Source organism: Pseudoxanthomonas taiwanensis, assembly GCF_010093135.1.
GTDB lineage: Bacteria > Pseudomonadota > Gammaproteobacteria > Xanthomonadales > Xanthomonadaceae > Pseudoxanthomonas > Pseudoxanthomonas taiwanensis.
Window position 1 is genome coordinate 1 of sequence record NZ_PDWK01000024.1, and the last position, 22061, is coordinate 22061.

22 protein-coding genes are annotated in these 22061 nt (G+C 74.1%); 4 read left to right on the forward strand and 18 right to left on the reverse strand.

The features are described 5' to 3' along the window. A partial coding sequence (locus CR938_RS06425) for a sigma-E factor negative regulatory protein (RefSeq protein WP_162124211.1) occupies nucleotides 1-512 on the reverse strand: 512 nt, incomplete at its 3' end. Then, nucleotides 509-1141: an RNA polymerase sigma factor RpoE gene (gene rpoE, locus CR938_RS06430; RefSeq protein ID WP_246190995.1), complete on the reverse strand. Its 633-nt coding sequence runs from the start codon at nucleotides 1139-1141 to the stop codon at nucleotides 509-511. The genes rpoE and CR938_RS06425, both read right to left, overlap by 4 nt. Before the next feature lie 278 nt (nucleotides 1142-1419). Here rpoE and CR938_RS06435 point away from each other — a divergent pair, with 278 nt between their 5' ends. Beyond that, on the forward strand, nucleotides 1420-3495 hold the full coding sequence (locus CR938_RS06435; RefSeq protein ID WP_162124213.1) for a 3-hydroxyacyl-CoA dehydrogenase NAD-binding domain-containing protein: 2076 nt from the start codon (nucleotides 1420-1422) through the stop codon (nucleotides 3493-3495). 16 nt (nucleotides 3496-3511) lie between these two features. On the opposite strand, the gene CR938_RS06440 is transcribed toward CR938_RS06435, so the two are convergent. From CR938_RS06440 to CR938_RS06500, 13 genes are all read right to left on the reverse strand, one after another. Next, a complete protein-coding gene (locus CR938_RS06440) occupies nucleotides 3512-4525 on the reverse strand; it encodes a DUF4380 domain-containing protein (protein ID WP_162124214.1) in 1014 nt (337 codons plus the stop codon). Nucleotides 4526-4619: 94 nt separating this feature from the next. Next, entirely contained in the window at nucleotides 4620-4973 is a 354-nt protein-coding gene (locus tag CR938_RS06445) for a PilZ domain-containing protein (protein ID WP_162124215.1), read from the reverse strand. After that, a complete protein-coding gene (locus CR938_RS06450) occupies nucleotides 4970-5926 on the reverse strand; it encodes a DNA polymerase III subunit delta' (RefSeq protein ID WP_162124216.1) in 957 nt (318 codons plus the stop codon). The genes CR938_RS06445 and CR938_RS06450 overlap by 4 nt, the downstream gene beginning before the upstream one ends. Continuing rightward, entirely contained in the window at nucleotides 5923-6591 is a 669-nt protein-coding gene (gene tmk / locus CR938_RS06455; protein ID WP_162124217.1) for a dTMP kinase, read from the reverse strand. The genes CR938_RS06450 and tmk overlap by 4 nt, the downstream gene beginning before the upstream one ends. After that, on the reverse strand, nucleotides 6588-7628 hold the full coding sequence (gene mltG / locus CR938_RS06460; RefSeq protein WP_162124218.1) for an endolytic transglycosylase MltG: 1041 nt from the start codon (nucleotides 7626-7628) through the stop codon (nucleotides 6588-6590). Before mltG ends, tmk begins: the two co-directional genes overlap by 4 nt. Nucleotides 7629-7706: 78 nt before the next feature. Next, a complete protein-coding gene (locus CR938_RS06465; protein ID WP_162124219.1) occupies nucleotides 7707-9068 on the reverse strand; it encodes an aminodeoxychorismate synthase component I in 1362 nt (453 codons plus the stop codon). Between the two features lie 69 nt (nucleotides 9069-9137). Continuing rightward, nucleotides 9138-10376 (reverse strand): beta-ketoacyl-ACP synthase II, encoded by a 1239-nt coding sequence (fabF, locus tag CR938_RS06470; RefSeq protein ID WP_162124220.1) that lies wholly within the window; start codon nucleotides 10374-10376, stop codon nucleotides 9138-9140. 139 nt (nucleotides 10377-10515) lie between these two features. Next, nucleotides 10516-10755: an acyl carrier protein gene (gene acpP / locus CR938_RS06475; protein WP_162124221.1), complete on the reverse strand. Its 240-nt coding sequence runs from the start codon at nucleotides 10753-10755 to the stop codon at nucleotides 10516-10518. Between the two features lie 177 nt (nucleotides 10756-10932). Continuing rightward, nucleotides 10933-11679: a 3-oxoacyl-ACP reductase FabG gene (gene fabG / locus CR938_RS06480; RefSeq protein WP_162124222.1), complete on the reverse strand. Its 747-nt coding sequence runs from the start codon at nucleotides 11677-11679 to the stop codon at nucleotides 10933-10935. Between the two features lie 52 nt (nucleotides 11680-11731). Further along, complete coding sequence (fabD, locus tag CR938_RS06485; RefSeq protein WP_162124223.1) at nucleotides 11732-12673, reverse strand: ACP S-malonyltransferase; 942 nt, start codon at nucleotides 12671-12673, stop codon at nucleotides 11732-11734. A 112-nt stretch (nucleotides 12674-12785) separates the two neighbouring features. After that, nucleotides 12786-13766, reverse strand: coding sequence for a beta-ketoacyl-ACP synthase III (locus CR938_RS06490; RefSeq protein ID WP_162124224.1), 981 nt, complete (start codon nucleotides 13764-13766; stop codon nucleotides 12786-12788). Between the two features lie 86 nt (nucleotides 13767-13852). After that, a complete protein-coding gene (gene rpmF / locus CR938_RS06495) occupies nucleotides 13853-14047 on the reverse strand; it encodes a 50S ribosomal protein L32 (protein ID WP_162124225.1) in 195 nt (64 codons plus the stop codon). Between the two features lie 98 nt (nucleotides 14048-14145). Beyond that, on the reverse strand, nucleotides 14146-14670 hold the full coding sequence (locus CR938_RS06500; protein ID WP_162124226.1) for a YceD family protein: 525 nt from the start codon (nucleotides 14668-14670) through the stop codon (nucleotides 14146-14148). A gap of 126 nt (nucleotides 14671-14796) precedes the next feature. Between CR938_RS06500 and CR938_RS06505 the strand changes: the two genes are divergently transcribed. Beyond that, nucleotides 14797-15369, forward strand: coding sequence for a Maf family protein (locus CR938_RS06505; protein ID WP_211365190.1), 573 nt, complete (start codon nucleotides 14797-14799; stop codon nucleotides 15367-15369). A gap of 4 nt (nucleotides 15370-15373) precedes the next feature. Here CR938_RS06505 and CR938_RS14795 read toward each other — a convergent pair whose 3' ends face one another. The 3 genes from CR938_RS14795 to CR938_RS06520 are packed head-to-tail and all read right to left on the reverse strand — an operon-like array spanning nucleotide 15374 to nucleotide 20105. Further along, complete coding sequence (locus CR938_RS14795) at nucleotides 15374-17191, reverse strand: hypothetical protein (RefSeq protein WP_162124227.1); 1818 nt, start codon at nucleotides 17189-17191, stop codon at nucleotides 15374-15376. After that, a complete protein-coding gene (locus CR938_RS06515) occupies nucleotides 17184-18206 on the reverse strand; it encodes a glycosyltransferase family 2 protein (protein WP_162124228.1) in 1023 nt (340 codons plus the stop codon). Before CR938_RS06515 ends, CR938_RS14795 begins: the two co-directional genes overlap by 8 nt. Nucleotides 18207-18236: 30 nt before the next feature. Beyond that, entirely contained in the window at nucleotides 18237-20105 is a 1869-nt protein-coding gene (locus tag CR938_RS06520; RefSeq protein ID WP_162124229.1) for a glycosyltransferase family 39 protein, read from the reverse strand. 39 nt (nucleotides 20106-20144) lie between these two features. Between CR938_RS06520 and CR938_RS06525 the strand changes: the two genes are divergently transcribed. Further along, the gene (locus tag CR938_RS06525) at nucleotides 20145-21101 is read left to right on the forward strand and encodes an AAA family ATPase (protein WP_246190996.1); all 957 of its coding nucleotides are present in this window, start codon (nucleotides 20145-20147) and stop codon (nucleotides 21099-21101) included. Continuing rightward, entirely contained in the window at nucleotides 21101-22057 is a 957-nt protein-coding gene (locus CR938_RS06530; RefSeq protein WP_162124230.1) for a DUF58 domain-containing protein, read from the forward strand. Before CR938_RS06525 ends, CR938_RS06530 begins: the two co-directional genes overlap by 1 nt. Nucleotides 22058-22061 lie beyond the last annotated feature (4 nt).

Below are 22061 nucleotides of genomic sequence, written 5' to 3' on the forward strand. Positions count from 1 at the left end.
GGTGGCACCGCGGCCAGCTGCGGCTCGGCGTGCGCCTGCACGGCCACCGGCGCGGCCGCGTCGCGCGGCTCCGGGGCCGTGTCGGCACGACCGGCCACCGAGGCGGCCGGCACACCCGGCTGCGGGGCCAGCTCCGGCCGACCGGCCAGCAGCGCCACCACGGCCACCGAGGCGGCCAGCGCGGCACCGCCGCCCCAGCGCATCCAGCTCCGGCGCCGCCCGGCGGCCGCCGCGGCCGCGGTCTCGGCCTCGGCGCGCACCGCCTCGGCCACGCGCCGGCCCAGGTCGGTGGCCACCGCCTCGCGCACCTCGCCGCGCATCACCTGGCCCCACAGCTGCCAGCGCTCGTAGCAGCCGGCCAGCTCCTGGTCGTGCTGCAGGCGGCGCAGCAGGAAGCGGGCCTCGTCGGGCGCCAGCTCGCCGTCCACCAGCGCGGAGAGCTGCTGGCGGTAGTGGGTCTCGATCCGGTCGGCGCCCCCGGCGCCGCGGTTGGGGTACTGCTGCTGGGTCATGGACGGTTCCGCTCCCGGGTGGCACTCCGGACTTCGACTAGGGGCCGCAGCTCGGCGTCGATGGCCTCGCGCGCGCGGAAGATGCGCGAGCGGACCGTGCCGATCGGGCAGCCCATGCGCTGGGCGATCTCCTCGTAGCTCAGGCCCTCGACTTCGCGCAGGGTGATGGCCACGCGCAGCTCCTCGGGCAGCCGTTCCACGGCCGCCATCACCGCGCGCTCCAGCTCGCCGCGCATGGCTTCGCGCTCGGGCGTGTCGGTGTCGCGCAGGCGCGAGCCGGCCTCGTACTGGGCGGCCTCGGCCGCGTCGATGTCGTCCGTGGGCGGACGGCGGTTGTGGGCTACGAGGTGGTTCTTGGCGGTGTTCACGGCGATCCGGTGCAACCACGTGTAGAACTGGGCCTCGCCCCGGAAGCTTCCGATCGCGCGGTAGGCGCGCAGGAAAGTCTCCTGGGCGACGTCCTGGCACTCGCTCCAGTCCGGGATGTAGCGGCCGATCAGCCCGACGATCCGGTGCTGGTACTTGCGCACCAGCAGGTCGAAGGCGGCGCTGTCGCCGGCCTGCACCCTGCGGACCAGACCGAGGTCCAGGTCCTGGTTGGAATCCTTCTGTTGCGTTCCTTCGGCCACCGGGCCGTACTCCTGTCCAGCTCGGCCGGGGCCGCGCTCTGTGACCGCCATTGCCGGAAAAAGTTCAGCGGCCTGGCGGGGGCCGCCACCGGATCCGGGGACCGGCGCGCCCGGCGCCGGCCATGCAGGACCTTAACCGGACCGCGCGTAGGGTCGCGCGTGCCGTGGCGCCAAGGGGGGGCGCCGGGCCTGCCCTGCCGTGTATGTGGATTTGACGCGGCAGAAACAACCTCGGGATGATAGCCGCCCCTTCCATACATGACCGGATGGTTTTCGCCATGCTTCCAGGCTTCGACGGACTCCGATTCAGCCACTGGCAGGTCACCCGCCGCGACGACGGCGTGGTGGTGTTGACCCTGGACCGCCAGGACGCGCCGGTCAACGCGCTCTCCCAGGACGTGCTGATCGAGCTGGACGACATCGTCGAGCGCCTGGCCATCGACCCGCCGCGCGCCGTGGTGGTGCGCTCGGGCAAGCCGGCCGGGTTCATCGCCGGCGCCGACCTGAAGGAGTTCCAGGAGTTCGACCGCCGCGGCACGGTGGAGGATGCCATCCGGCGTGGCCAGACCGTGTTCCAGAAGCTGGCCGAGCTGCCCTGCCCGACCGTGGCCGCGGTCCACGGCCACTGCCTGGGCGGCGGCGCCGAGCTGGCCCTGGCCTGCGACTACCGCGTCGCCTCCAGCCACCCGTCCACCCGCATCGGCCTGCCGGAGACCCGCCTGGGCATCTTCCCCGGCTGGGGCGGCACCGCGCGCCTGCCGCGCCTGGTCGGCGCGCCGGCGGCCATGGACCTGATGCTGACCGGCCGCACCGTGTCGGCGCAGGCCGCCCGGTCCATGGGCCTGGTGGACAAGGTCGCCGAGCCGGCGCTGCTGGAGGACACGGCCGCCTCGCTGGCCCTGCAGGGCACCACCCGCCCGCTGCGCCAGCGCCTGCTCGGCTGGCTGACCAACACCTGGCCGGCCCGCCAGTTGCTGGCGCCGCAGATGGCCAAGCAGGTCGCGCGCAAGGCGCGCAAGGAGCACTATCCGGCACCCTACACGCTGATCTCCACCTGGCAGCGCAGCGGCGGTGCCGGCATCCAGGGCCGCCTGGCCGCCGAGCGGCGCGGCGTGGTCAAGCTGGCCGGCAGCGCCACCGCGCGCAACCTGATCCGCATCTTCTTCCTCAGCGAGCGGCTCAAGGGCCTGGGCGGCAGGGAGCACGGCATCGCCCATGTGCACGTGGTCGGCGCCGGCGTGATGGGCGGCGACATCGCTGCCTGGGCCGCGTACAAGGGCTTCACCGTCACCCTGCAGGACCGCGAGCAGCGCTTCATCGACGGCGCCCTGGCGCGCGCCCAGGAGCTTTTCAGGAAGAAGGTCAAGGACGAGGCCAGGCGCGCCGAGGTGGCCGCGCGCCTGCAGGGCGACCTGGCCGGCGACGGTGTGGCGAAGGCCGACCTGGTGATCGAGGCGATCATCGAGAACCCGGAGGCCAAGCGCGAGCTGTACCAGGCGCTGGAGCCGCGGATGAAGCCCGACGCGCTGCTGGTGACCAACACCTCGTCCATCCCGCTGGACGAGCTGCGCGGACACATTGCCCGCCCGGCCCGGTTCGCCGGCCTGCACTACTTCAACCCGGTGGCGCAGATGCCGCTGGTGGAGATCGTCCGCCACGCCGGCCTGGACGAGGCCACGGTGCGCCGTCTGGCCGCCTTCTGCAAGGCGCTGGACAAGTTCCCGGTGCCGGTGGCCGGCACCCCGGGCTTCCTGGTCAACCGCGTGCTGTTCCCGTACATGCTGGAGGCCGCGCACGCCTACGCGGAGGGCATCCCCGGCGCGGTGATCGACAAGGCCGCGGTCAACTTCGGCATGCCGATGGGCCCGATCGAGCTGATCGACACCGTGGGCCTGGACGTGGCCCAGGGCGTGGGCGCCGAGCTGTCGCCGTTCCTGGGCCTGCAGCTGCCGGCGGCGCTGTCCGCGGTGGAGCCGGGCAAGCGCGGCAAGAAGGACGGCCAGGGCCTGTACAAGTGGGAGAAGACCGAGAAGGGCAGCAAGCCGGTCAAGCCGCCGGTGCCGCAGGGCTACCAGGCCCCGTCCGACCTGGAGGACCGCCTCATCCTGCCGCTGCTCAACGAGGCGGTGGCCTGCCTGCACGACGGCGTGGTGGACGACGCCGACCTGCTGGATGCGGGCGTGATCTTCGGCACCGGCTTTGCCCCGTTCCGCGGCGGCCCGATCCAGTACATCCGCAGCGCCGGCGCCGACGCCCTGCTGGAGAAGCTCAAGGCCCTGCAGGCGCGCCACGGCGACCGCTTCGCCCCGCGCCCGGGCTGGGACAACCCGCTGCTGCGCCAGCCGCCGGAATGAGCGGCCGCGGCCGGCGTCAGCGCACGCCGGCCGCCTCCAGCAGGCGTGGCAGGAACGCGGCCTGCGCCTGCGGCGTGTCCTGCCCCGGGTAGGGCAGCACGGTCCATTCCTCGCGCGCCCGCACCGCCGCGCCCGGCGCCAGGGTGGTGTACGGGCCGTGCACCTCCAGCTCGAGCATGCCGGTGTCGGCCGCGTCCGGACGCCAGTCCATGTACAGCTCCACCTGGCCCTGCTCCGGGTGGATGCGTTCCGGCGGCTGGTGGTCGAAGCGGATGAGGAAGGCCTGCCCGGCGCGGAAGCCGGCGATCCAGCCGGCCGCCGGCTGGATGAACACCTTGCCGCGGCGGCCGTGCAGGCCCGGGCCGGGCGGTTCCAGTTCCAGGCTCAGCAGGCCGTCGGCCGTGCGCACCACCAGGCCGTCGTAGCCCCCGCCGGTGTCGGAACGCACACGCACACCGCCGCCATCGGCGGCGACCGGCACGAACACGCGCGTTTCCGGCGGCACCCGCGAGTTGAACCAGATGTCGCGCGCCACGGGCTCCCGGCGGATGTTGCGCATCTCCACCTCCAGCGCGATGGCCGGCCGGTCCGGCGCCAGGGTGAAGCCATGGACCAGCCGCACGCCGCTGACCGGGCTGGGCGCGCCCTCCAGGCGCAGGTGGCCCTCGCCCTGCTCCAGCACCCGCGCCGGCGCGTGCGCCAGCCACGGATCCGGCGGCCACTGCGCCGCCGCGCGCCGGCGCGCGGGATTGAGGTCCTGGAACCGCCACCAGTCCGCCTGCGGGCCGACCCACACCTCGTGGCCCATGTAGGGGATGTGCGGGCCGTCGGCATCGGGCTCCGGCTCCGGCCGGGCCCGCACCGCGTCGCCCACGAGCAGCAGGTTGGGCCTGCCTGGCAGCGACAGGTGCAGCAGGCGGCCGCCCAGGCGCGGGGCCCCCTCGACCGCCAGCGTGCCCTCCAGGCGGACCGTGGACGGATGCGGCGCGGCGGCCGCGCCACCGGCGGCCGCCCTCGCCAGGACCAGCACCCGTGCGCGCCTGGCCCCCCCTGGCGGCGGGCGAAGAGGGGCGCCGCCGGCCGGGCCGGCGGCGGTGCCGGCGCGCGCCGTGCGCGCGCCCGGCTCACATGGTCTGGGTCGGGCGGTCCGCGCCGAGGCTGCCGGCCAGCAGGGTCTCGATGCGGTTCTTCACCGCCTCGCCTTCCGGGGTGTCCGGGAACTGCACGCCGATGCCGGCGCTACGGTTGCCCTGCGCGCCGACCGGCGTGACCCACACCACCTTGCCGGCGATGGGCAGGCGGTCGCTGGAATCGGGCAGGGTCAGCAGCAGGAACACCTCGTCGCCGAGGAAGTAGCGCTTGGGCGTGGGCACGAAGATCGCGCCGTTGCGGATGAACGGCATGTATGCCGAATACAGCTGCGCCTTGTCCTTCACCGCCAGCGACAGGATGCCCTGGCGTCCGCTCGCAGCACTCATGCGTTCCCCCTATTGCCGGTCGTCTTCGCGGCCCCGTCACGCCAGGCGAGCAACAGCTCGGCCATCACCAGGTCCGCGCGCACCGTGCTCCTCAGCAGGTCGCGCGCGCGGTTGGCCGCGTCGAACCACTCCGCCAGCTTGTGCAATCGCGCCGGATCGGTCAAGCCGGACGCGGCCCGGGCGACGGCGTGCTCGGCCGCGTGGCGCAGCCGCTCCTCGGCGCGCCCGTCGCCGGCCCAGCGCTGCGCCACCTCCACCGGATCGGCGCGCCCGGCCTCCAGCTGCGCCAGGTCGGCGGCCACCTCGCGGCGCAGCGCCAGGCCGTCGCCCTGCAGCCAGGCGTCGGCCAGGCCGGGATGGCCGCGCGCCGCCTCCAGCGCCTCGGCCGCCGCCTCCTGCGCGTGGCCGCGCGAAAGCAGCCAGGCCATCGCCTCTTCGCGCGGCGGCAGGCGCACCTCCAGGCGCTGGCAGCGGCTGCGGATGGTGGCCGGCAGCCGCGCCGGGCGCGAGCTGACCAGCCACAGGTAGCGGCCCGGGGCCGGTTCCTCCAGGGTCTTGAGCAGGGCGTTGCAGGCGGCGGGGTTGAGCGCTTCGGCCGGGTCGATGATGGCCACCTGCGCCTCGCCGTACTGCGGGGTCAGCGCCAGCTGCTGCGACAGCTCGCGCACCTGCTCGATCACGATCTCGCTGCGCAGGCGGCTGCCGTCACGGTTCGGCTCCAGGGTGACCACGTGCAGGTCCGGATGGGTGCCGGCGGCCAGCAGCTGGGCGGCGCGCTGCGCGTGCGCCGGATCGCCCTGCCCCAGCACGTGCGCGGCCAGGCGCTCGGCCAGCGCGCGCTTGCCCATGCCCTCCGGGCCGCAGAGCAGCAGGGCGTGGCCCATGCGGCCGGAGGCCAGCGCCGCCACGGCCTGGTCGTAGACGCGCTGCTGCCAGGGCGCCAGCGTGCTCATGCCCGCTCCTGCGCGTCCAGCCAGTCGGCCACCGCCGCGGCCACCGCCGCGGCCACGGCCTGCGGCGGCCGGGCCGCGTCGATCACCCGGAAACGCTCCGGCTCGGCCTGCGCGCGCGCGCGGAAGCCGGCGCGCACGCGCTCGAAGAACTCGTCCTGCTCGCGCTCGATGCGGTCCGGCCACAGGTCGCGGCCGCTGGTGCGGGCGCGGCCCTCGCGCACGTCCAGGTCCAGCAGCAGGGTCAGGCCGGGGCGCAGGCCCACGGCGCGGCGCTCCAGCTCGGCGATCCATTGCGGGTCCAGGCCGCGGCCGTGGCCCTGGTAGGCGTAGCTGGAATCGGTGAAGCGGTCGCTGACCACGAAGGCGCCACGCTCCAGCGCCGGGCGCACCACCTGCGCCACGTGCTGGGCGCGCGCGGCGAACATCAGCAGCAGCTCGGTCTCCGGCAGCAGCGGCTCGTCCTCGGCGCCGCGGCCGTCCAGCAGCAGGGTGCGGATGCGCTCGGCCAGCGGCGTGCCTCCCGGTTCGCGGGTCAGCACCACTTCGTGGCCGCGCCGCAGCAGCAGCTCGCGCACGCTGGCCAGGGCGGTGCTCTTGCCCGCGCCCTCGCCGCCTTCCAGGCTGATCAGCCGCGGATGCCGCGGCAGGACCGCCGGCGCGCTCATCGCTGCTCCCCCGCGGCGGCCGCCGGGCAGTTGCGGCGGCGCTGGTAGCAGTCCACCGCGGCGGCGTGCTCGGCATAGGTGGCCGAGAACACGTGGCTGCCGTCGTTGCGCGAGACGAAGTACAGGGCGTCGCCCGGGGCCGGGTTCACCGCCGCCTGCAGCGCGGCGCGGCCGGGCATGGCGATCGGCGTGGGCGGCAGGCCCGGGCGGGTGTAGGAGTTGTACGGGGTGTCGGCGAGCAGGTCGCGCTTGCGCAGGTTGCCGTCAAAGGCACTGCCCAGGCCGTAGATCACGGTCGGGTCGGTCTGCAGCAGCATGCCCTTGCGCAGGCGGCGGGTGAACACGCCGGCGATCTGCGGGCGCTCGTGCGCCTGGCCGGTCTCCTTCTCCACGATCGAGGCCAGGATCAGCGCCTCCTCCGGCGACTGCAGCGGCAGGTCCGGCGCGCGCGCCTCCCAGGCCTCGGCCAGCGCCTGTTCCATGGCCGCGTGGGCGCGGCGCAGCAGGTCCAGGTCGCTGTCGCCGCGCTGGTACAGGTAGGTCTCCGGCAGGAAGCGCCCCTCCGGGTGCTGGCCGGGCTTGCCGATGGCCGCCATCACCGCGGCGTCGTCCATGCCGGTGGTCTCGTGCCGCAGCGGCTCGGCCGCGTCCAGGGCGGCGCGCAGCTGGCGGAAGTTCCAGCCCTCGACCAGGGGGAAGCGGCAGCGGAACACCCGTCCCTCGCGCATGCGCTGCAGCAGCGTGCGCGGGCTCATGCCGGGCTCCAGCGCGTACTCGCCGACCTTGATCCGGCCGGCCGCGTCCATCTGCCGCGCCAGCAGCTGCCATTCCAGGTCGTGGCCGACAGCCACACCGGCCGCGCGCAGCTTGCGCAGCACGGTGCGGAAGCCGTCACCGCGCTCGACCACCACGCTCGGCGCGGCATCCGGGCCCACCGCCGGCGTGTCGGCGAAGCGCTGGAAATGCACCCAGGCCACGCCCGCCGCGACCGCGCATGCCAGCCCCAGGCACAGCGGAACCACCCACCACCAGCGCATGCGTTTCGTTCCGCCTGCCACAACCACCTCGTCCGATCCGGTGCGCTCAGGATACCGCGACCGCACGTCCGCCCGCGCTCATCCGGGCACGCCGAGGGCGCGCAGCAGGCCGCGCGCCTTGGCCCGGGTCTCGTCCAGTTCGCGCGCCGGCACCGAGTCGGCCACGATGCCGGCACCGGTGCGGAAGGCCAGCGCATCGCCCTGCAGCTCGGCGCTGCGGATCAGAATGTTCAGGTCCAGGTCGCCGCGCCGGTCCAGCCAGCCGAAGGCGCCGGTGTAGGCGCCGCGCGGCGCCTGCTCCAGCTCGGCGATGACCTGCATGCAGCGCACCTTGGGGCAGCCGGTGATGGTGCCGCCGGGGAACACCGCGGCGATCACCTGCCCCGGCGTCACCTCCGCGCGCAGGGTGCCGCGCACGTTGCTGACGATGTGATGGACGTGGGCGTAACTCTCCACCGTCATCAGCTCGTCCACCTGAACGCTGCCCGGCTCGCACACGCGGCCCAGGTCGTTGCGCTCCAGGTCGATCAGCATCACGTGCTCGGCGCGCTCCTTGGGGTGGCCGACCAGCTCGCGGATGCGTGCCGCGTCGTCGTCGCCGGGGAGGCGCGGGCGGGTGCCGGCGATCGGCCGGGTCTCCACGCGCCGTCCGCGCACCGCCACCAGCCGCTCCGGCGAGGAACTGGCCACCGCCCAGCCCGCGCCGGCGAACAGCCCGGCGAACGGCGCCGGGTTGGCCTGGCGCAGGCGCGCGTACAGCGCGGCCGGATCCGGCGCCTGCCGGAAGCGCGCGTGCCAGCCGCGCGAGAGGTTGGCCTGGAACACGTCGCCGGCGCGCAGGCAGGCCAGCACCCGCTCCACGCCGTCCAGGAAGCGCCGCGGCTCGTCCTCGCCCGCTTCCGCCGGCGGCTGCCAGGGCGGCAGCGGCGGCAGCGCGCACACCGCCGCCAGGTCGGCGGCGATGGCCTCCAGCAGCGGCGCGTGGCCGGGCTCGGCCAGCGCCACGCAGCGGCCGCTGGCACGGTCGCGCAGCACCGCCGCCGGGCAGCGCAGCGCCAGGGCGACGGGGCGGCCGGCGCCACGCACGGGCAGGCGCAGTACCGGCTCGGCCTGGGCGGCCGGTTCGTAGTCCAGCAGCAGTGCCCAGCCGCCCTGGAACGGCCAGTCGGGGTCCGCCGCGCCATGGCCGGCGCGTGCGCGCAGCCAGGCCGCGTCCAGCGCCTGCAGGAAGCCGCCGGGCAGCGGCGCGCCGTCCAGCGTGCGGGTGGTGCCGTCATGGTCCAGGCGCAGGCCGCCGCCGTCGGCGCGCAGCAGCAGGTCCCAGCGTCCCTGCGCGGTGCCCGCCGCCACCGATTCCAGCAGCAGCGGATAGCGCGCCGGGTCCACCCGGTGCAGCGCCAGCAGGTCGGTGTGGCCGGGGAGCGGTCGCAGGTGCGGCATGGCGGTCATGGACGCGGGATGGCACCTGGCCGGAAGCCCGCGCCGGCCCGTCGCCGGGCCGGCAGGCCGTCAGATGCGGCGGAACACCAGGGTGCCGTTGGTGCCGCCGAAGCCGAAGCCGTTGGACATGGCCACGTCCACCTTCGCCTGGCGCGCGGTGTTGGGCACGTAGTCCAGGTCGCAGCCCTCGCCCGGGTTCTCCAGGTTGATCGTCGGCGGGACGATGCCGTGGTGGATGGCCAGCACCGAGAAAATCGCCTCCACGCCGCCGGCCGCGCCCAGCAGGTGGCCGGTCATGGACTTGGTCGAGCTGACCATCAGCTTGTAGGCGTGGTCGCCGAAGGCGCGCTTGACCGCCAGGGTCTCGGCCAGGTCGCCCAGCGGCGTCGAAGTACCGTGCGCGTTGAGGTAGTCCACCTGCTCCGGCGCCAGGCCGGCGTCGCGCAGCGCGGCCAGCATGCAGCGCGCGGCGCCCTCGCCGTCCTCGCACGGGGCGGTCATGTGGTTGGCGTCGGCGCTGGAGCCGAAGCCGGCCAGCTCGGCGTAGATGCGCGCGCCGCGGGCCTTGGCGTGCTCGTACTCCTCCAGCACCAGGATGCCGGCGCCGTCGCCCAGCACGAAGCCGTCGCGCTCGGCGTCCCACGGGCGCGAGGCACGCTCGGGCTCGTCGTTGCGCGTGGACATGGCCTTCATCGAGCAAAAGCCGCCCATCGAGGTCGGCGAGGAGCCGCGCTCGGCGCCGCCGGCGATCATCACGTCGGCGTCGCCGTACTGGATCATGCGCATGGCCACGCCGATGGAGTGGTTGGAGGTGGCGCAGGCCGAGACCGCGGAGAAGTTCGGGCCCTTGATGCCCTTGAGGATGCTCAGCTGACCCGGGAGCATGTTGATGATCGTGCTGGGCACGTAGAACGGCGAGATCTTGCGCGGGCCGCCTTCCAGGTACTTGGCGGTCTGCTCCTCGATGCCGAGGATGCCGCCGATGCCCGAGCCGATGATCGCGCCGATGCGCTCGGCGTTGGCCTCGGTCACCTCCAGGCCGGCGTCGTCCATCGCCATGAAGGAAGCCGCCAGTCCGTAGTGGATGAACGGCTCCATCTTCTTCGCCTCCTTCGGCGGGATGAAGGCGGTGGGATCGAAGCCACGGATCTCGCCGGCGATGCGGGTGCTGAACGCCGACGCATCGAAATGGGTGACCGGACCAATGCCGGAACGGCCGTGGATGATTCCGTCCCAGCTGCTGGCCAGGTCGTTGCCCAACGGGGTGACCATGCCCATGCCGGTGACTACGACGCGACGCTGGCTCATTGACGGCTCCTAGTGAATAGCTGCATCGGCCCGTCCGGCGGCGTACGTGCCCGCCAGACGCGCACGGGGCCGCACACAGCGGCCCCGGTTTGTGTACTTGCGCCGCGGGCCGAAGCCCGGCCCGCGGTCTGGGCACGCGTCAGTTCTTGACGTGGGCCTTGATGTAGTCGATCGCCTGCTGGACGGAGGTGATCTTCTCGGCCTCTTCGTCCGGGATCTCGCACTCGAACTCTTCCTCGAGGGCCATCACCAGCTCGACGGTGTCGAGCGAGTCGGCGCCCAGGTCGTCGACGAACGAGGCGCTGTTGGTCACTTCTTCTTCCTTGACGCCGAGCTGTTCGACGACGATTTTCTTGACGCGCTCTTCGATGGTGCTCATGGGTTTGCTGCTCCAGGCGGAGGGGTTTGTCGGTCGGACCGCCTCAGGCGGCGGCACGGGTTTCACTTTCCACAGGGCGGATAGTGTAGTCAAAAGGCGCGGCCCCGGGCCATTTCCCGCAACCGCAGCCGAATCAAAAGCTTACGCCAACTCCTGCAGGTCCAGGCGGAGGCCGGATCAGGCCATGTACATGCCGCCGTTCACGTGCAGGGTTTCGCCGGTGATGTAGCCGGCGTCCGGCCCGGCCAGGAAGGCCACGGCGCGGGCGATGTCTGCCGGCTCGCCGAAGCGGCCCAGGGCGATCTGCCCGAGCATGGCGTTCTTCGCCTCCTCCGGCAGCTGGCGGGTCATGTCGGTGTCGATGAAGCCCGGCGCGACCACGTTGACGGTCACGCCGCGGCTGCCGATCTCCTTGGCCAGCGACTTGCTGAAGGCGATGATGCCGGCCTTGGCCGCGGCGTAGTTGGCCTGGCCGGCGTTGCCGGTGGCGCCGATCACCGAGGCGATGTTGATGATGCGGCCCTTGCGCGCCTTCATCATGCCGCGCATGACCGCCTTGCAGGTGCGGTAGACGCTGGTCAGGTTGGTGTCGAGGATGGCCTGCCAGTCCTCGTCCTTCATCCGCATCAGCAGGTTGTCGCGGGTGATGCCGGCGTTGTTGACCAGGATCGAGACCGGGCCGAACTCCTTGGCGATGGCGTCGATCAGCGCCTCCACCGCCGCGCCGTCGGTGACGTCCAGCTTGCGGCCGTGGCCGCCCTTGTCCGCCAGGCGCGCGCCGATGGCCTCGGCACCGGCATCGGTGGTGGCGGTGCCGACCACGGTGGCGCCGCGCGCGGCCAGCTCGTCGGCGATGGCCGCGCCGATGCCGCGGCTGGCGCCGGTGACCAGGGCGATCTCGCCGCTCAGGGGCAGGTTGCTCATCTCGTCCTCGTGTTCCGTTGCATGCGGCCGGATGCGGCCGCGGTCTGTGGGGTCAGCGCCAGTCCGCCAGCGCCGCCTCGAAGTCCGCCGCGGCACCGATGGCGCGCGCCTCCAGCGACTTGTCGATGCGCTTGACCAGGCCGGCCAGCACCTTGCCCGGGCCGCACTCGGCGACGCGGGTGGCGCCGCGCGCGGCCAGCGCCTGCACGCAGCCGGTCCAGCGCACCGGCAGGTAGAGCTGGCGCACCAGCGCGTCGCGGATGGCGTCCACGCCATCGTGCACCTGCGCGTCCACGTTCTGCACCACCGGCAGCGCCGGCGCCTGCCACTGCACCGAGGCCAGCGCTTCGCCCAGGCGCTCGGCCGCCTGGCGCATCAGCGGGGTGTGCGAGGGCACGCTCACGGCCAGCTTGACCGCCTTGCGCACGCCGCGCCCGGCCAGCAGCGCCAGCGCCGCGTCCACCGCGGCGGCCTCGCCGCCGATCACGATCTGGCCGGGGGAGTTGTAGTTGGCCGGCACCACCACGCCGCTGCCGGAAGCCTGCGTGCAGACCTCCTCGACCACGGCATCCTCGGCGCCGAGCACCGCGGCCATGGCGCCGGTGCCGGCCGGGGCGGCCTCCTGCATCAGCTGGCCGCGCAGGCGCACCAGGCGCGCGCCGTCATGCAGCGACAGCGCGCCGGCGGCGACCAGGGCGGTGTACTCGCCCAGGCTGTGGCCGGCCAGCATGGCCGGCTGCGGCCCGCCCTGCGCCTGCCAGGCGCGCCACACGGCCACGCCCGCGGCCAGCAGGGCCGGCTGGGTGTACTCGGTCTGGTTGAGGGTCTCTTCCGGGCCCTGCTGGGCCAGGCTCCACAGGTCCACGCCCGCGCCCTCCGAGGCCTCGGCGAAGGTCTCGCGGATCACCGGGTGGGATTGGGCCAGGTCGGCCAGCATGCCCACGGACTGGGAACCCTGTCCGGGGAAAACGAAAGCAAGCGTCGGTTGGGTCACGCGCGTGCGCAATTGGCGAAAGTGCGGCGATGATACGGGCGAAACGCCGGGTTTGTCTGTACCACGGCGTATGTGCCACGGCGCGGGCGCACCTGCGCCCGCCGCCATGCACTCAGTAGCGCAGCAGCGCCGAGCCCCAGGTGAAGCCGCCGCCGAAGGCCTCCAGCAGCAGCAGCTGGCCGCGCTGCACGCGGCCCGAGCGCACCGCCTCGTCCAGCGCCAGCGGCACCGAACCGGCGGAGGTGTTGCCGTGGCGGTCCACGGTGACGACCACGCGGTCCATCGGCATCTCCAGGCGCTTGGCGGTGGCCTCGATGATACGCAGGTTGGCCTGGTGCGGGATCAGCCAGTCGAGGTCGCGCTTGTCCAGGCCGTTGGCGGCCAGGGTCTCGTCGACCACGCCGTCCAGCGCCTTGACCGCGTGCTTGAACACCTCGTTGCCGGTCATGAGGATGCGCACGCCGGCGTTGTCGGCGTCCTTCTGGAAGCCGCTGGACACGCCCACCGGGCACTGCAGCAGGTCGCGCTTGCTGCCGTCGGCGTGCAGGTGGGTGGAAAGGATGCCGGTCTCGGCGTCGGCCTTGAGCACCACCGCGCCGGCGCCGTCGCCGAACAGCACGCAGGTGGTGCGGTCGGTCCAGTCCACCATGCGGGTCAGGGTCTCGGCGCCGATCACCAGCGCGGTCTTCACCGCGCCGCTGCGGATGAACTGGTCGGCCACGCTCAGGGCGAAGATGAAGCCCGAGCAGGCGGCGTTGACGTCGAACGCCGGGCAGCCGGCGATGCCGAGCTTCTGCTGGATCAGGCAGGCGGTGGACGGGAACACCACGTCGGGCGTGGTCGTGCCCACCACGATCAGTTCGATGTCGGACGGGGCGGCACCGGCGGCCTCCAGCGCGCGCAGCGCGGCCTGGTAGCCGAGCTCGCTGGTGGTCTGCCCTTCGGCGGCGACGCGCCGCTCACGGATGCCTGTGCGGGTGCGGATCCACTCGTCGCTGGTGTCGACCACCCTGGCCAGGTCGTCGTTGGTCACCACCTTCTCCGGCAGATAGCTGCCGGTTCCGGCGATACGCGAATAGATGCGTCCGCTCATGCAAGCTCCCGATTGGGCTCCCTCGGGAGCCGCACCACGAATTGCCGTCCGGCGCGCGCAGGATGCGCGCGCCGGCAGGGTCCAACTCAGTCTTCCTCGACCACCGGGGCCTTGGTGGTGATCACCTTGCGCCCACGGTAGTAGCCGTCGGCGGTGATGTGGTGGCGGATATGGATCTCGCCGGTGGTCGGGTCGGTCGACAGCTGCTTGGCCGTCAGCGCGTCATGGGAACGGCGCTGGCCGCGGCGGGACGGGGTGACACGGGATTTCTGAACAGCCATGGGATTGCTCCAACTCGGATTTGATTGCGTAACTGTGGGACCTCGATGCCACCCGCCGGTGCCATTGCAAGGGCGCCTGCGGCGGCGGCGCGGCCGTCCTACTTGTCCTTCTTGAGGGCCGCCAGCGCCGCGAACGGACTGGCTGCCCGCAGTTCCTCCTCGTCCGCCGGCCAGGTCCTTTCGACCGGCTCGCTGCCCGGGGCCACCGGCACCACCGGCACCGCCAGGACCAGCTCGTCCTCGACCAGGTCGGCCGGGCGCAGCTGACCGTCCTCCGGCACCAGCAGCGACTCGTAGCCCGGCGGCAACGCGGCCTCGTCGGCCTCGTCACGGATCAGGCCCAGCCGCTGCACCAGCTGCACCGGCAGCACGACCCGCTCCAGGCTGCGCTGGCACACCAGCGGCAGGCCCGCCTCGATGGTCAGCTCGATGAACGGCACCTGCAGCGCGTCCTGGCCGAACTCCAGCACGAAGCTGCATTCGCCCTCGGCATCGGCCAGGCAGCCGCCGAGCCGGGCCATCGCCGACAACGGCAGACGCCCCTCGAAACGGCGCCTCGCGGCGACCATCCGCCAGGCGTCCAGCGATTCGGGTACCTGCACGACAGACGCACCTGCGGACATAAGCCGCTGAATGTTAAGGACTGGGCCGCGTGGTGTCAAACCGCACGCGCGCGTGACCCGCGCACCGTTGCCGCGGCGCACACGCGCGCCCACACTGGTCTTCCATTGTGCGCCTTCCCCGCCCCCATGCCCATGCTCGTCCTGGCCTCCACTTCGCCCTACCGCCGTGAACTGCTGCAACGCCTGCGCCTGCCCTTCCGGACCGCCCGGCCGGAGGTGGACGAGCGGCCGCTGCCGGGCGAGGCGCCGGCCGCCCTGGCCCTGCGGCTGGCCAAGGCCAAGGCCCAGGCCGTGGCCCTGCGGCATCCGGATTCCTGGGTGATCGGTTCGGACCAGGTGGCCGAGCTGGACGGCCGCCCGCTCGGCAAGCCCGGCGGCCGCGAGGGCGCGGTGGCGCAGCTGACGGCGATGAGCGGCAAGGCCGTGGCCTTCCACACCACGGTGTGCCTGCAGGGACCGGGCCGCGCGCTGGTGGCGGCCGACCGCACCGTGGTGCGGTTGCGCCGGCTCACGGCGGAGGAGATCGGCCGCTACGTGGACGCCGAGCAGCCGTTCGACTGCGCCGGCAGCTTCAAGTGCGAGGGTCTGGGCATCACCCTGTTCGACGCGATCGAGTCCACCGACCCCACGGCGCTGGTCGGCCTGCCCCTGATCGCCCTGTCGCGGCTGCTGCGCGAGGCCGGCTTCACCCTGCCCTGAGCGCTCAGCCGCCGCCGCGCACCGGGCACAGCCGGTACGCGAACGCCTGGTCGCCGATCCAGCTGGCATGGTCGCGGCAGCCGTCCGCGTCCAGCGCCAGTCCGTAGCGGGACAGGATCTGCTGCGCCTGCGCCATCAGGGCGGCATCGGCCTGCGCCAGCGCCGCCGCGGCATCGTCCGCGGCCACGAACCGGCACGGCCCGCCGTCCGGCGCCAGGTCGAGGCGGCGGTTGCGCCGGGCCAGGGCCCGCATCAGCGCGCAGTCGCCGTCGTCCAGGCCAAGCCGCGCGGCCCAGCGGTTGAGCCGTTCGATGCGCTGCGCGCGGCGCTCGATCGGCACGGCGGACTCGCCGGGCGAAAGCATGGCCAGCACCGCGCCGGAGGCGGCGATCCGCCGGATCCGGTCGGCGTAGGCCGCCGACTCGGGGAAGTTCGAGCCCACCGAGGCGTAGGTGGTGTCCGTCCACAGGAACGGCAGCCGCCAGGCCTGCGGCTGGTCACCGACCAGCAGCACCGCCGCCGGCGCCGGCCCGGCCGGCCGCTCCACCCGGAACGCCTCGCGCCGCCAGCCGGCGTGCCCCCAGTCGCCCCAGCCGCTGAGTGCCACCAGCGCCGACAGCGCGATCGCCGGACCGGCCACGCGCCCGACGCGGCGCGGCGGCAGCAGCCGCTGCAGCAGTCCCCACAGCGCCAGCGGCGCCAGCAGCTCCAGCACCACCAGGTAGCGGTGGATGCTGAACAGCGCCAGCCACAGCACGAAGCCGGCCACGAAGAACACCGTGAACAAGCGCGCCACCGCGGCATCGCCCGTGGCCGGCCGGGCGCATGCACGCAGGCGCCGCAGCGGCCAGGCGGCCAGCGTTGCCAGCGCGGCCAGGTACAGCAGCGCCCAGATGAGCTGGCGCATGCCGACCTCGCTGACCAGGTGCGGCCTGGCGGTGAACAGCAGCGGGCGCAGCAGCGCCTCGCCCAGGCTGGACGGCAGCCAGCGCACGTCGGCCACCGACACCGGCTGCGCCAGCGGCGCCTGGAACCAGGCATTGAACTGCGGGAACAGCGGGTTGCCGAAGGTGTGCCACAGGGTCCACAGCCAGGGCCCGTCCAGCAGCGCGAACACGGCCAGCGCGGCGGCCGCCAGGCGCGTGGCCGCCCACAGCCGCGCCGTCCAGCGTCCGGGGGCGGCCAGCACCGCCAGGCCCAGGGCCACGGCGTAGACCGCATTGGTCAGCTTCAGCGCCACCGCCGCGCCCAGCAGCAGGCCGGCCCAGGCCAGGCGCGCCCCACGCCACCGCCCACCCTCGGGCAACGCCAGGGCCAGCGCGCCGAGCACCCGCGGCGCGGTGCTGGCATCGCCCATGGTGTTGCCCAGCTCCGCCAGGAACGCGGCGCCCGCCAGCCCGGACAGGGCCAGCAGCGGCGCCAGCCAGCCGCGCCGCGCATCGCCCTCGAGCATGCGCCAGGCGACCCAGGCCGCCGGCAGGAAGGCCAGACCGTGCAGCAGGCCCAGCAGCAGCCCGGCCAGCGGCGCCGGCGCATGCAAGGCCAGCAGGTAGTACGGCAGGTCCAGCCACGGCGCGAAGTAGCTCTGCATCTGCGCCGGGGCCAGGTCCAGGCCCACCCGCCCCTGCAGCCACGCCCAGGCGTTGTGCAGGTGGTAGTTGCGCAGGTCCCAGTTCATGTCCTGGCCGCGCAGCAGGGCCAGCAGCGCGCACAGCGCGGCGACCGCGACGGTGGCGGTTGCCCGCCCGCGCCGCGACTGGAAACCGCAATGGACGGCCAGCCGGCGCGCGGCGGCCGCAAGCCGCGGGAAGCGCTCAGCCACCGGCCGCCTCCCGCGCCACGCCCCAGGCATCCGCCTCCTCCCCGGTCGCCTGGGCCAGGCCGGGCACGGTGCCCTGCGTGCGCGGGATGGCCAGGTAGGCCAGGCGCTTGGCCTCGACCCGGCCGCGGGTGACCGTGTCCAGGATCAGCCCGCAGGCCAGCGCCAGGGCCGCCAGTAGCGCCAGGCCGGAGCACAGCACCGCGGTGGGCAGGCGCGGCACCAGCCCGGTCTCCAGGAAGGTCAGCAGCAGCGGCACGGCCAGCACCAGTGACAGCAGCATGCTGGCCGCGGCGATGATCGAGAAGAACAGCAGCGGCCTCTCGGCCTTGAACAGGCGCAGGATGGTGGCCAGGATGCGGGCGCCGTCGCGCCAGGTGTTGAGCTTGCTGGTCGAGCCTTCCGGCCGCGCGAAGTAGCGGGTCGGCACCTCGGCCACCGGCATGCGCAGCTGCAGGGCGTGCACCGCCAGCTCGGTCTCGATCTCGAAGCCGGCCGCGTGCGCCGGGAACGACTTGACGTAGCGGCGCGAGAACACCCGGTAGCCGGACAGCATGTCCTGGAAGCTGTTGCCGAACAGCAGCCCCACGCAGCGGGTCAGCAGGCGGTTGCCGAAGCGGTGCCCGGCGCGGTACGCGGCCGGGTCCTGGTCCACACGCGCACCGACCACCATGTCCAGCCCCTCCTCCAGCAGGCGCCGGACCAGCCGCGGTGCGGCCTCGGCGTCGTAGGTGGCGTCGCCGTCGACCATGACGTAGACGTCGGCCTCGATGTCGGCGAAGGCCCGCCGCACCACGTTGCCCTTGCCGCGCAGCGGCACCGGGTGCACCACCGCGCCGGCCTGGCGCGCCAGCCCGGCGGTGCCGTCGTCGGAGGCGTTGTCCAGCACGTGGCACTGCGCCTGCGGCAGGCTGCGGCGGAAGGCGGCCACCACCTCCGCGACGGTGGCGGCCTCGTTGCGGCACGGCACCAGCAGCGCGACACGCAAGGTGCCGGCACCGGCACTGGGCTGGTCCATGGCGGGATTCCTCCGGAAGGGAGCCGGATATTACCGGCGCGCCGCGGCGCTGACGATCCGCACCGGCACCTCGGGCCACTCCTCCACGCTGCCGTCGGCGCCGTGCAGGCGCAGGCCCAGCCAGCGGCGGCCGGCCAGGCTGGCGGGCACGTCCACGCGCGCCTGGAAGCCCACGTGCGGATGGTGGGGATCGGTGGAGCCCGGGAAATGCCCGCGCACGTCCAGCGGTGCGCCGTACTCGGCCTCGGCCACCACCGCGCCGTCCAGGGTCACCTCGACCCGGGCCAGCCCCACCCCTTCCTTGAACGCCCAGCCGCGCACCGTGAACGGCGCGGCGACCTCCTCCCCCGGCCCGGGCGCGTCGATCCAGGCCAGCGCCGGAGTCACGCAGCCCTGCCGCGGCGGCGAGCGCCGCGCCGGCAGGCGCAGCAGCAGGAAGCGCTGCGCGCCGTGGTCCACCAGCACGGTGCGCGCCGGCGGCGGCAGCGGGCCGAGCATCCCGCACACGGCGTGGTAGCGGTCCAGCAGCGCCTTGAACGGCACGTGCCCGGGCGCCAGCACCAGCAGCGCCGGCTGCGCCACCCCGGCCGCGGGCGGGCCCTCCAGGCCCCACAGCCGCAGCTGCGGCGCCCGCCCGTGCGCATGGTTGAGCGGGTGGTCCAGCACCGCGATGCGTGCGTCGCCCAGCTCGAAGCCCAGCTCGGCGCCGAGCTTGAAGTCGTCCACCAGCAGGCGCGTGCCCGGCGGCATCCGCGCCAGTTCCCCGCGCACGGCCTCGGCCAGTGCCGACCATCCGGCGAAGTTGCGCGGATAGTGCTTGCTGCCGGCGCTGGCGGCGCGCATCGATGGCGCCGACACGGCCAGCAGCCAGCCCAGCACCGCACACAGCCCCAGCCCGGCCACGCCCCACACCAGGCGCTGCCAGCGCGGCGCCAGGCGGGCGAGCATGGCCGCGCCGGCCGGCAGCAGGGCCAGGTAGCCGGGCACCGGCCAGTGGAAGCTGACCCGCTCGCTGTCGGTGACGAAGCCCAGCGCGAAGATGCCCGCCAGCACGATCGCGCCGAACAGGCCCAGGAACTGCCACTGCGGCCGCGTGGCCCGCTGCGGGCGCACGTGCCGCCATGCGGCCACGGCCAGCAGCACGAACAGCGGCGGCGTCGCGACCAGCGCCTGCACCGGCAGGAACGCCAGGCCGCCGGCGTGCGGCGCCCACGGGTGGCGGTCCACCAGCTGGAAGCGCAGCCCGGCCTCGCCGTTCTCCAGGTTCCACAGCAGCAGCGGCGCCCAGGCCAGCGCGCCGAAGGCCAGCGCCAGGATCACCCGCGGGTCGCGCGCCAGGCGCCGCCCCTGCGGCAGGCACAGCATCGCCGCCGCGCCGGCCACGATCACCCCGCCGAAGCGGTAGTGGCTCAGCGCGCCCAGGGCCAGGCCCGCGGCCAGCTCCAGCACGGCCGCCGGCGAGACCTCGCGCAGCAGGCGCACGCCGGCGTGCAGACACAGCACGGTGGCGAAAGCCAGCGGCACGTCCGGCAGGGCCATCACCCCCAGCGCACCCAGCAGCGGCAGCAGCACCGCCAGGCTGCCGGCGTTCCAGCCGGCGATGACGCCGAACCAGCGCCGGCCGATGCGCACCACCCACCACGGCACCAGCGCGCCCAGCAGCAGGAACGGCAGGCGCACCGCCAGCACGTGGTCGCCACCAAGCAGCGTGCCCAGCCGGACCAGCCACGCGGTCATGCCCGGCAGGTCCGAATAGGCCAGCGCCAGGTGGCGCGACTCCTGCCAGTAGAACGCCTCGTCCACGAACAGGGGCAGCCGCGCGGCCACCGCCACCTTCAGCAACAGGGCCACGCCCCACAGGGCGAGGAAGGTGCGGCGCGCGCGTAGTTCTCCCTGCATTCCCGCTACACTCCGTGCGTTCTCCAGGAAACGGCTGCGATGGCGCAAACGACAGGCTCCACCGAAGCGATGCTAACCGACACCCTGCGCGAGGCCCTGGCCCGCGCGCAAGACCAGGTCAACTCGCTGGTGCTGGGCAAGGCCCGCGAGGTGCGCCTGGCCTTCGTCGCCATGCTGGCCGGCGGCCACGTGCTGATCGAGGACCTGCCGGGCCTGGGCAAGACCACACTGGCCCATGCGCTGGCGGCGACCATGGGCCTGGGCTTCCAGCGCGTGCAGTTCACCTCCGACCTGCTGCCGGCCGACGTGCTCGGCGTGTCGGTGTACGACGCGGCCACGCGCCGCTTCCAGTTCCACCCCGGCCCGGTGTTCACCCACGTGCTGCTGGCCGACGAGATCAACCGCGCGCCGCCGCGCACGCAGAGCGCGCTGCTGGAGGCGATGGCCGAGCACCAGGTGACCGTGGACGGGACCACCCACCCCCTGCCCGATCCGTTCTTCGTGATCGCCACGCAGAACCCGGTGGACCTGTCCGGCACCTTCCCGCTGCCGGACTCGCAGCTGGACCGCTTCCTGCTGCGCTTCTCGCTGGGCTACCCCAGCCCGGAGTCCGAGCGTGCCCTGCTCACCGGCGCCGACCGCCGGGAGCTGATCGCCCGCGCCCGCCCGGCGCTGGACGCGGACACGCTGCGCGCGCTGCGCGGGGCGGTGGCGCAGGTGTACGCCAGCGACGCGCTGGTGGGCTACGTGCAGGCGCTGCTGGCGCGCAGCCGCCACCATCCGGGCCTGCGCGTGGGCCTGTCGCCGCGCGCCGGCCTGGCGCTGCTGCGCGCCGCGCGCGCCCACGCCCTGTTGCTGGGGCGCGACCACGTGCTGCCGGAGGACGTGCAGGCGCTGTTCGTGCCGGTGGCCGGCCACCGCCTGGTGCCGGAGGCCGAGGCCGGCCCGGCCGAGAACCTGGCGCGGGCGGTGCTGCAAGCGGTGCCGGTGGACTGATGCGCGAGGCCTGGCGCGGCCTGTACGAGCGCCTGCGGGCCCTGGAGCGCCCGCGCGCGGCCGAGGCGTTGCCTGCGACCATCGACCGCCGCCGCGTGTACGTGCTGCCCACGCGGTTCGGCCTGTTCTACGGCGCGCTGGTGGTGGCGATGGTGCTGGGCGCGCTCAACTACAACAACAACCCGGCCCTGCTGCTGGCCCTGCTGCTGGGCGCGGCCGGGCTGGCCAGCCTGGTCTTCGCCCACCTGCAGCTGTCCGGGCTGCGCGTGGAGACCGTCTCGGCCGAACCTGTGCCGGCCGGCGACACGCTGTGGCTGAAGCTGGCGCTGGCCGCCGGCGACGGCCGGCGCCGCCGCGGGCTGCGCGCCGACCTCGGTGCCGCGCACGCCACCGCCAGCCTCGGCGAGGACGGCCGCGCCGAGCTGGTCCTGCCGGTGCCGACCCACCGCCGCGGCTGGCTGCTGCCGGGCCGGATCCGCCTGTCCACCACCCAGCCGCTGGGCCTGGTCCGCGCCTGGGCGCGGGTATGGCCGCGGCAGGCGCTGCTGGTGTATCCGCGCGCCGAAGCCACGCCGCCGCCCCTGCCCGATGCCGGCGGCCAGGCCGGGCGCAGCCACCCGGCCCGCACCGGCGAATCCCCCGAGCAGCTGCGCGCCTATCGTCCGGGCGATCCGCCGCGCAGCATCGCCTGGAAGCACAGCGCGCGCCGCGACGGCCTGGTGGTGCGCGAGTTCGAGCGCAGCCAGGGCCTGGACGTGCTGCTGGACTGGCAGGCGCTGGCCGGGCTGGCCTACGAGCAGCGCATCGCCCGCCTGGCCGCCTGGGTGGACCAGGCCGAGCGCGAGGGCCGCCGCTACCGTCTGCGCCTGCCCGGCCAGCCGCAGCTGGGACCGGGCCGTGGCCATGAACACCGCCACGCCTGCCTGCGGGCGCTGGCCCTGCTGCCACCGGAGTGAGGCC

Bases quoted from the DNA above. Each gene is read 5' to 3' on its own strand.
- CR938_RS06435 (WP_162124213.1), top strand. From the start codon at position 1,420: ATGCTTCCAGGCTTCGACGGACTCCGATTCAGCCACTGGCAGGTCACC.
- CR938_RS06445 (WP_162124215.1), bottom strand. From the start codon at position 4,973: ATGAGTGCTGCGAGCGGACGCCAGGGCATCCTGTCGCTGGCGGTGAAG.
- CR938_RS06505 (WP_211365190.1), top strand. From the start codon at position 14,797: ATGCCCATGCTCGTCCTGGCCTCCACTTCGCCCTACCGCCGTGAACTG.
- CR938_RS06465 (WP_162124219.1), bottom strand. From the start codon at position 9,068: ATGCCGCACCTGCGACCGCTCCCCGGCCACACCGACCTGCTGGCGCTG.
- CR938_RS06490 (WP_162124224.1), bottom strand. From the start codon at position 13,766: ATGAGCGGACGCATCTATTCGCGTATCGCCGGAACCGGCAGCTATCTG.
- CR938_RS06500 (WP_162124226.1), bottom strand. From the start codon at position 14,670: ATGTCCGCAGGTGCGTCTGTCGTGCAGGTACCCGAATCGCTGGACGCC.
- CR938_RS06530 (WP_162124230.1), top strand. From the start codon at position 21,101: ATGCGCGAGGCCTGGCGCGGCCTGTACGAGCGCCTGCGGGCCCTGGAG.
- fabG (WP_162124222.1), bottom strand. From the start codon at position 11,679: ATGAGCAACCTGCCCCTGAGCGGCGAGATCGCCCTGGTCACCGGCGCC.
- mltG (WP_162124218.1), bottom strand. From the start codon at position 7,628: ATGCGCTGGTGGTGGGTGGTTCCGCTGTGCCTGGGGCTGGCATGCGCG.
- CR938_RS06520 (WP_162124229.1), bottom strand. From the start codon at position 20,105: ATGCAGGGAGAACTACGCGCGCGCCGCACCTTCCTCGCCCTGTGGGGC.
- acpP (WP_162124221.1), bottom strand. From the start codon at position 10,755: ATGAGCACCATCGAAGAGCGCGTCAAGAAAATCGTCGTCGAACAGCTC.
- CR938_RS06515 (WP_162124228.1), bottom strand. From the start codon at position 18,206: ATGGACCAGCCCAGTGCCGGTGCCGGCACCTTGCGTGTCGCGCTGCTG.
- fabF (WP_162124220.1), bottom strand. From the start codon at position 10,376: ATGAGCCAGCGTCGCGTCGTAGTCACCGGCATGGGCATGGTCACCCCG.
- CR938_RS06525 (WP_246190996.1), top strand. From the start codon at position 20,145: ATGGCGCAAACGACAGGCTCCACCGAAGCGATGCTAACCGACACCCTG.
- rpmF (WP_162124225.1), bottom strand. From the start codon at position 14,047: ATGGCTGTTCAGAAATCCCGTGTCACCCCGTCCCGCCGCGGCCAGCGC.
- CR938_RS06450 (WP_162124216.1), bottom strand. From the start codon at position 5,926: ATGAGCACGCTGGCGCCCTGGCAGCAGCGCGTCTACGACCAGGCCGTG.
- tmk (WP_162124217.1), bottom strand. From the start codon at position 6,591: ATGAGCGCGCCGGCGGTCCTGCCGCGGCATCCGCGGCTGATCAGCCTG.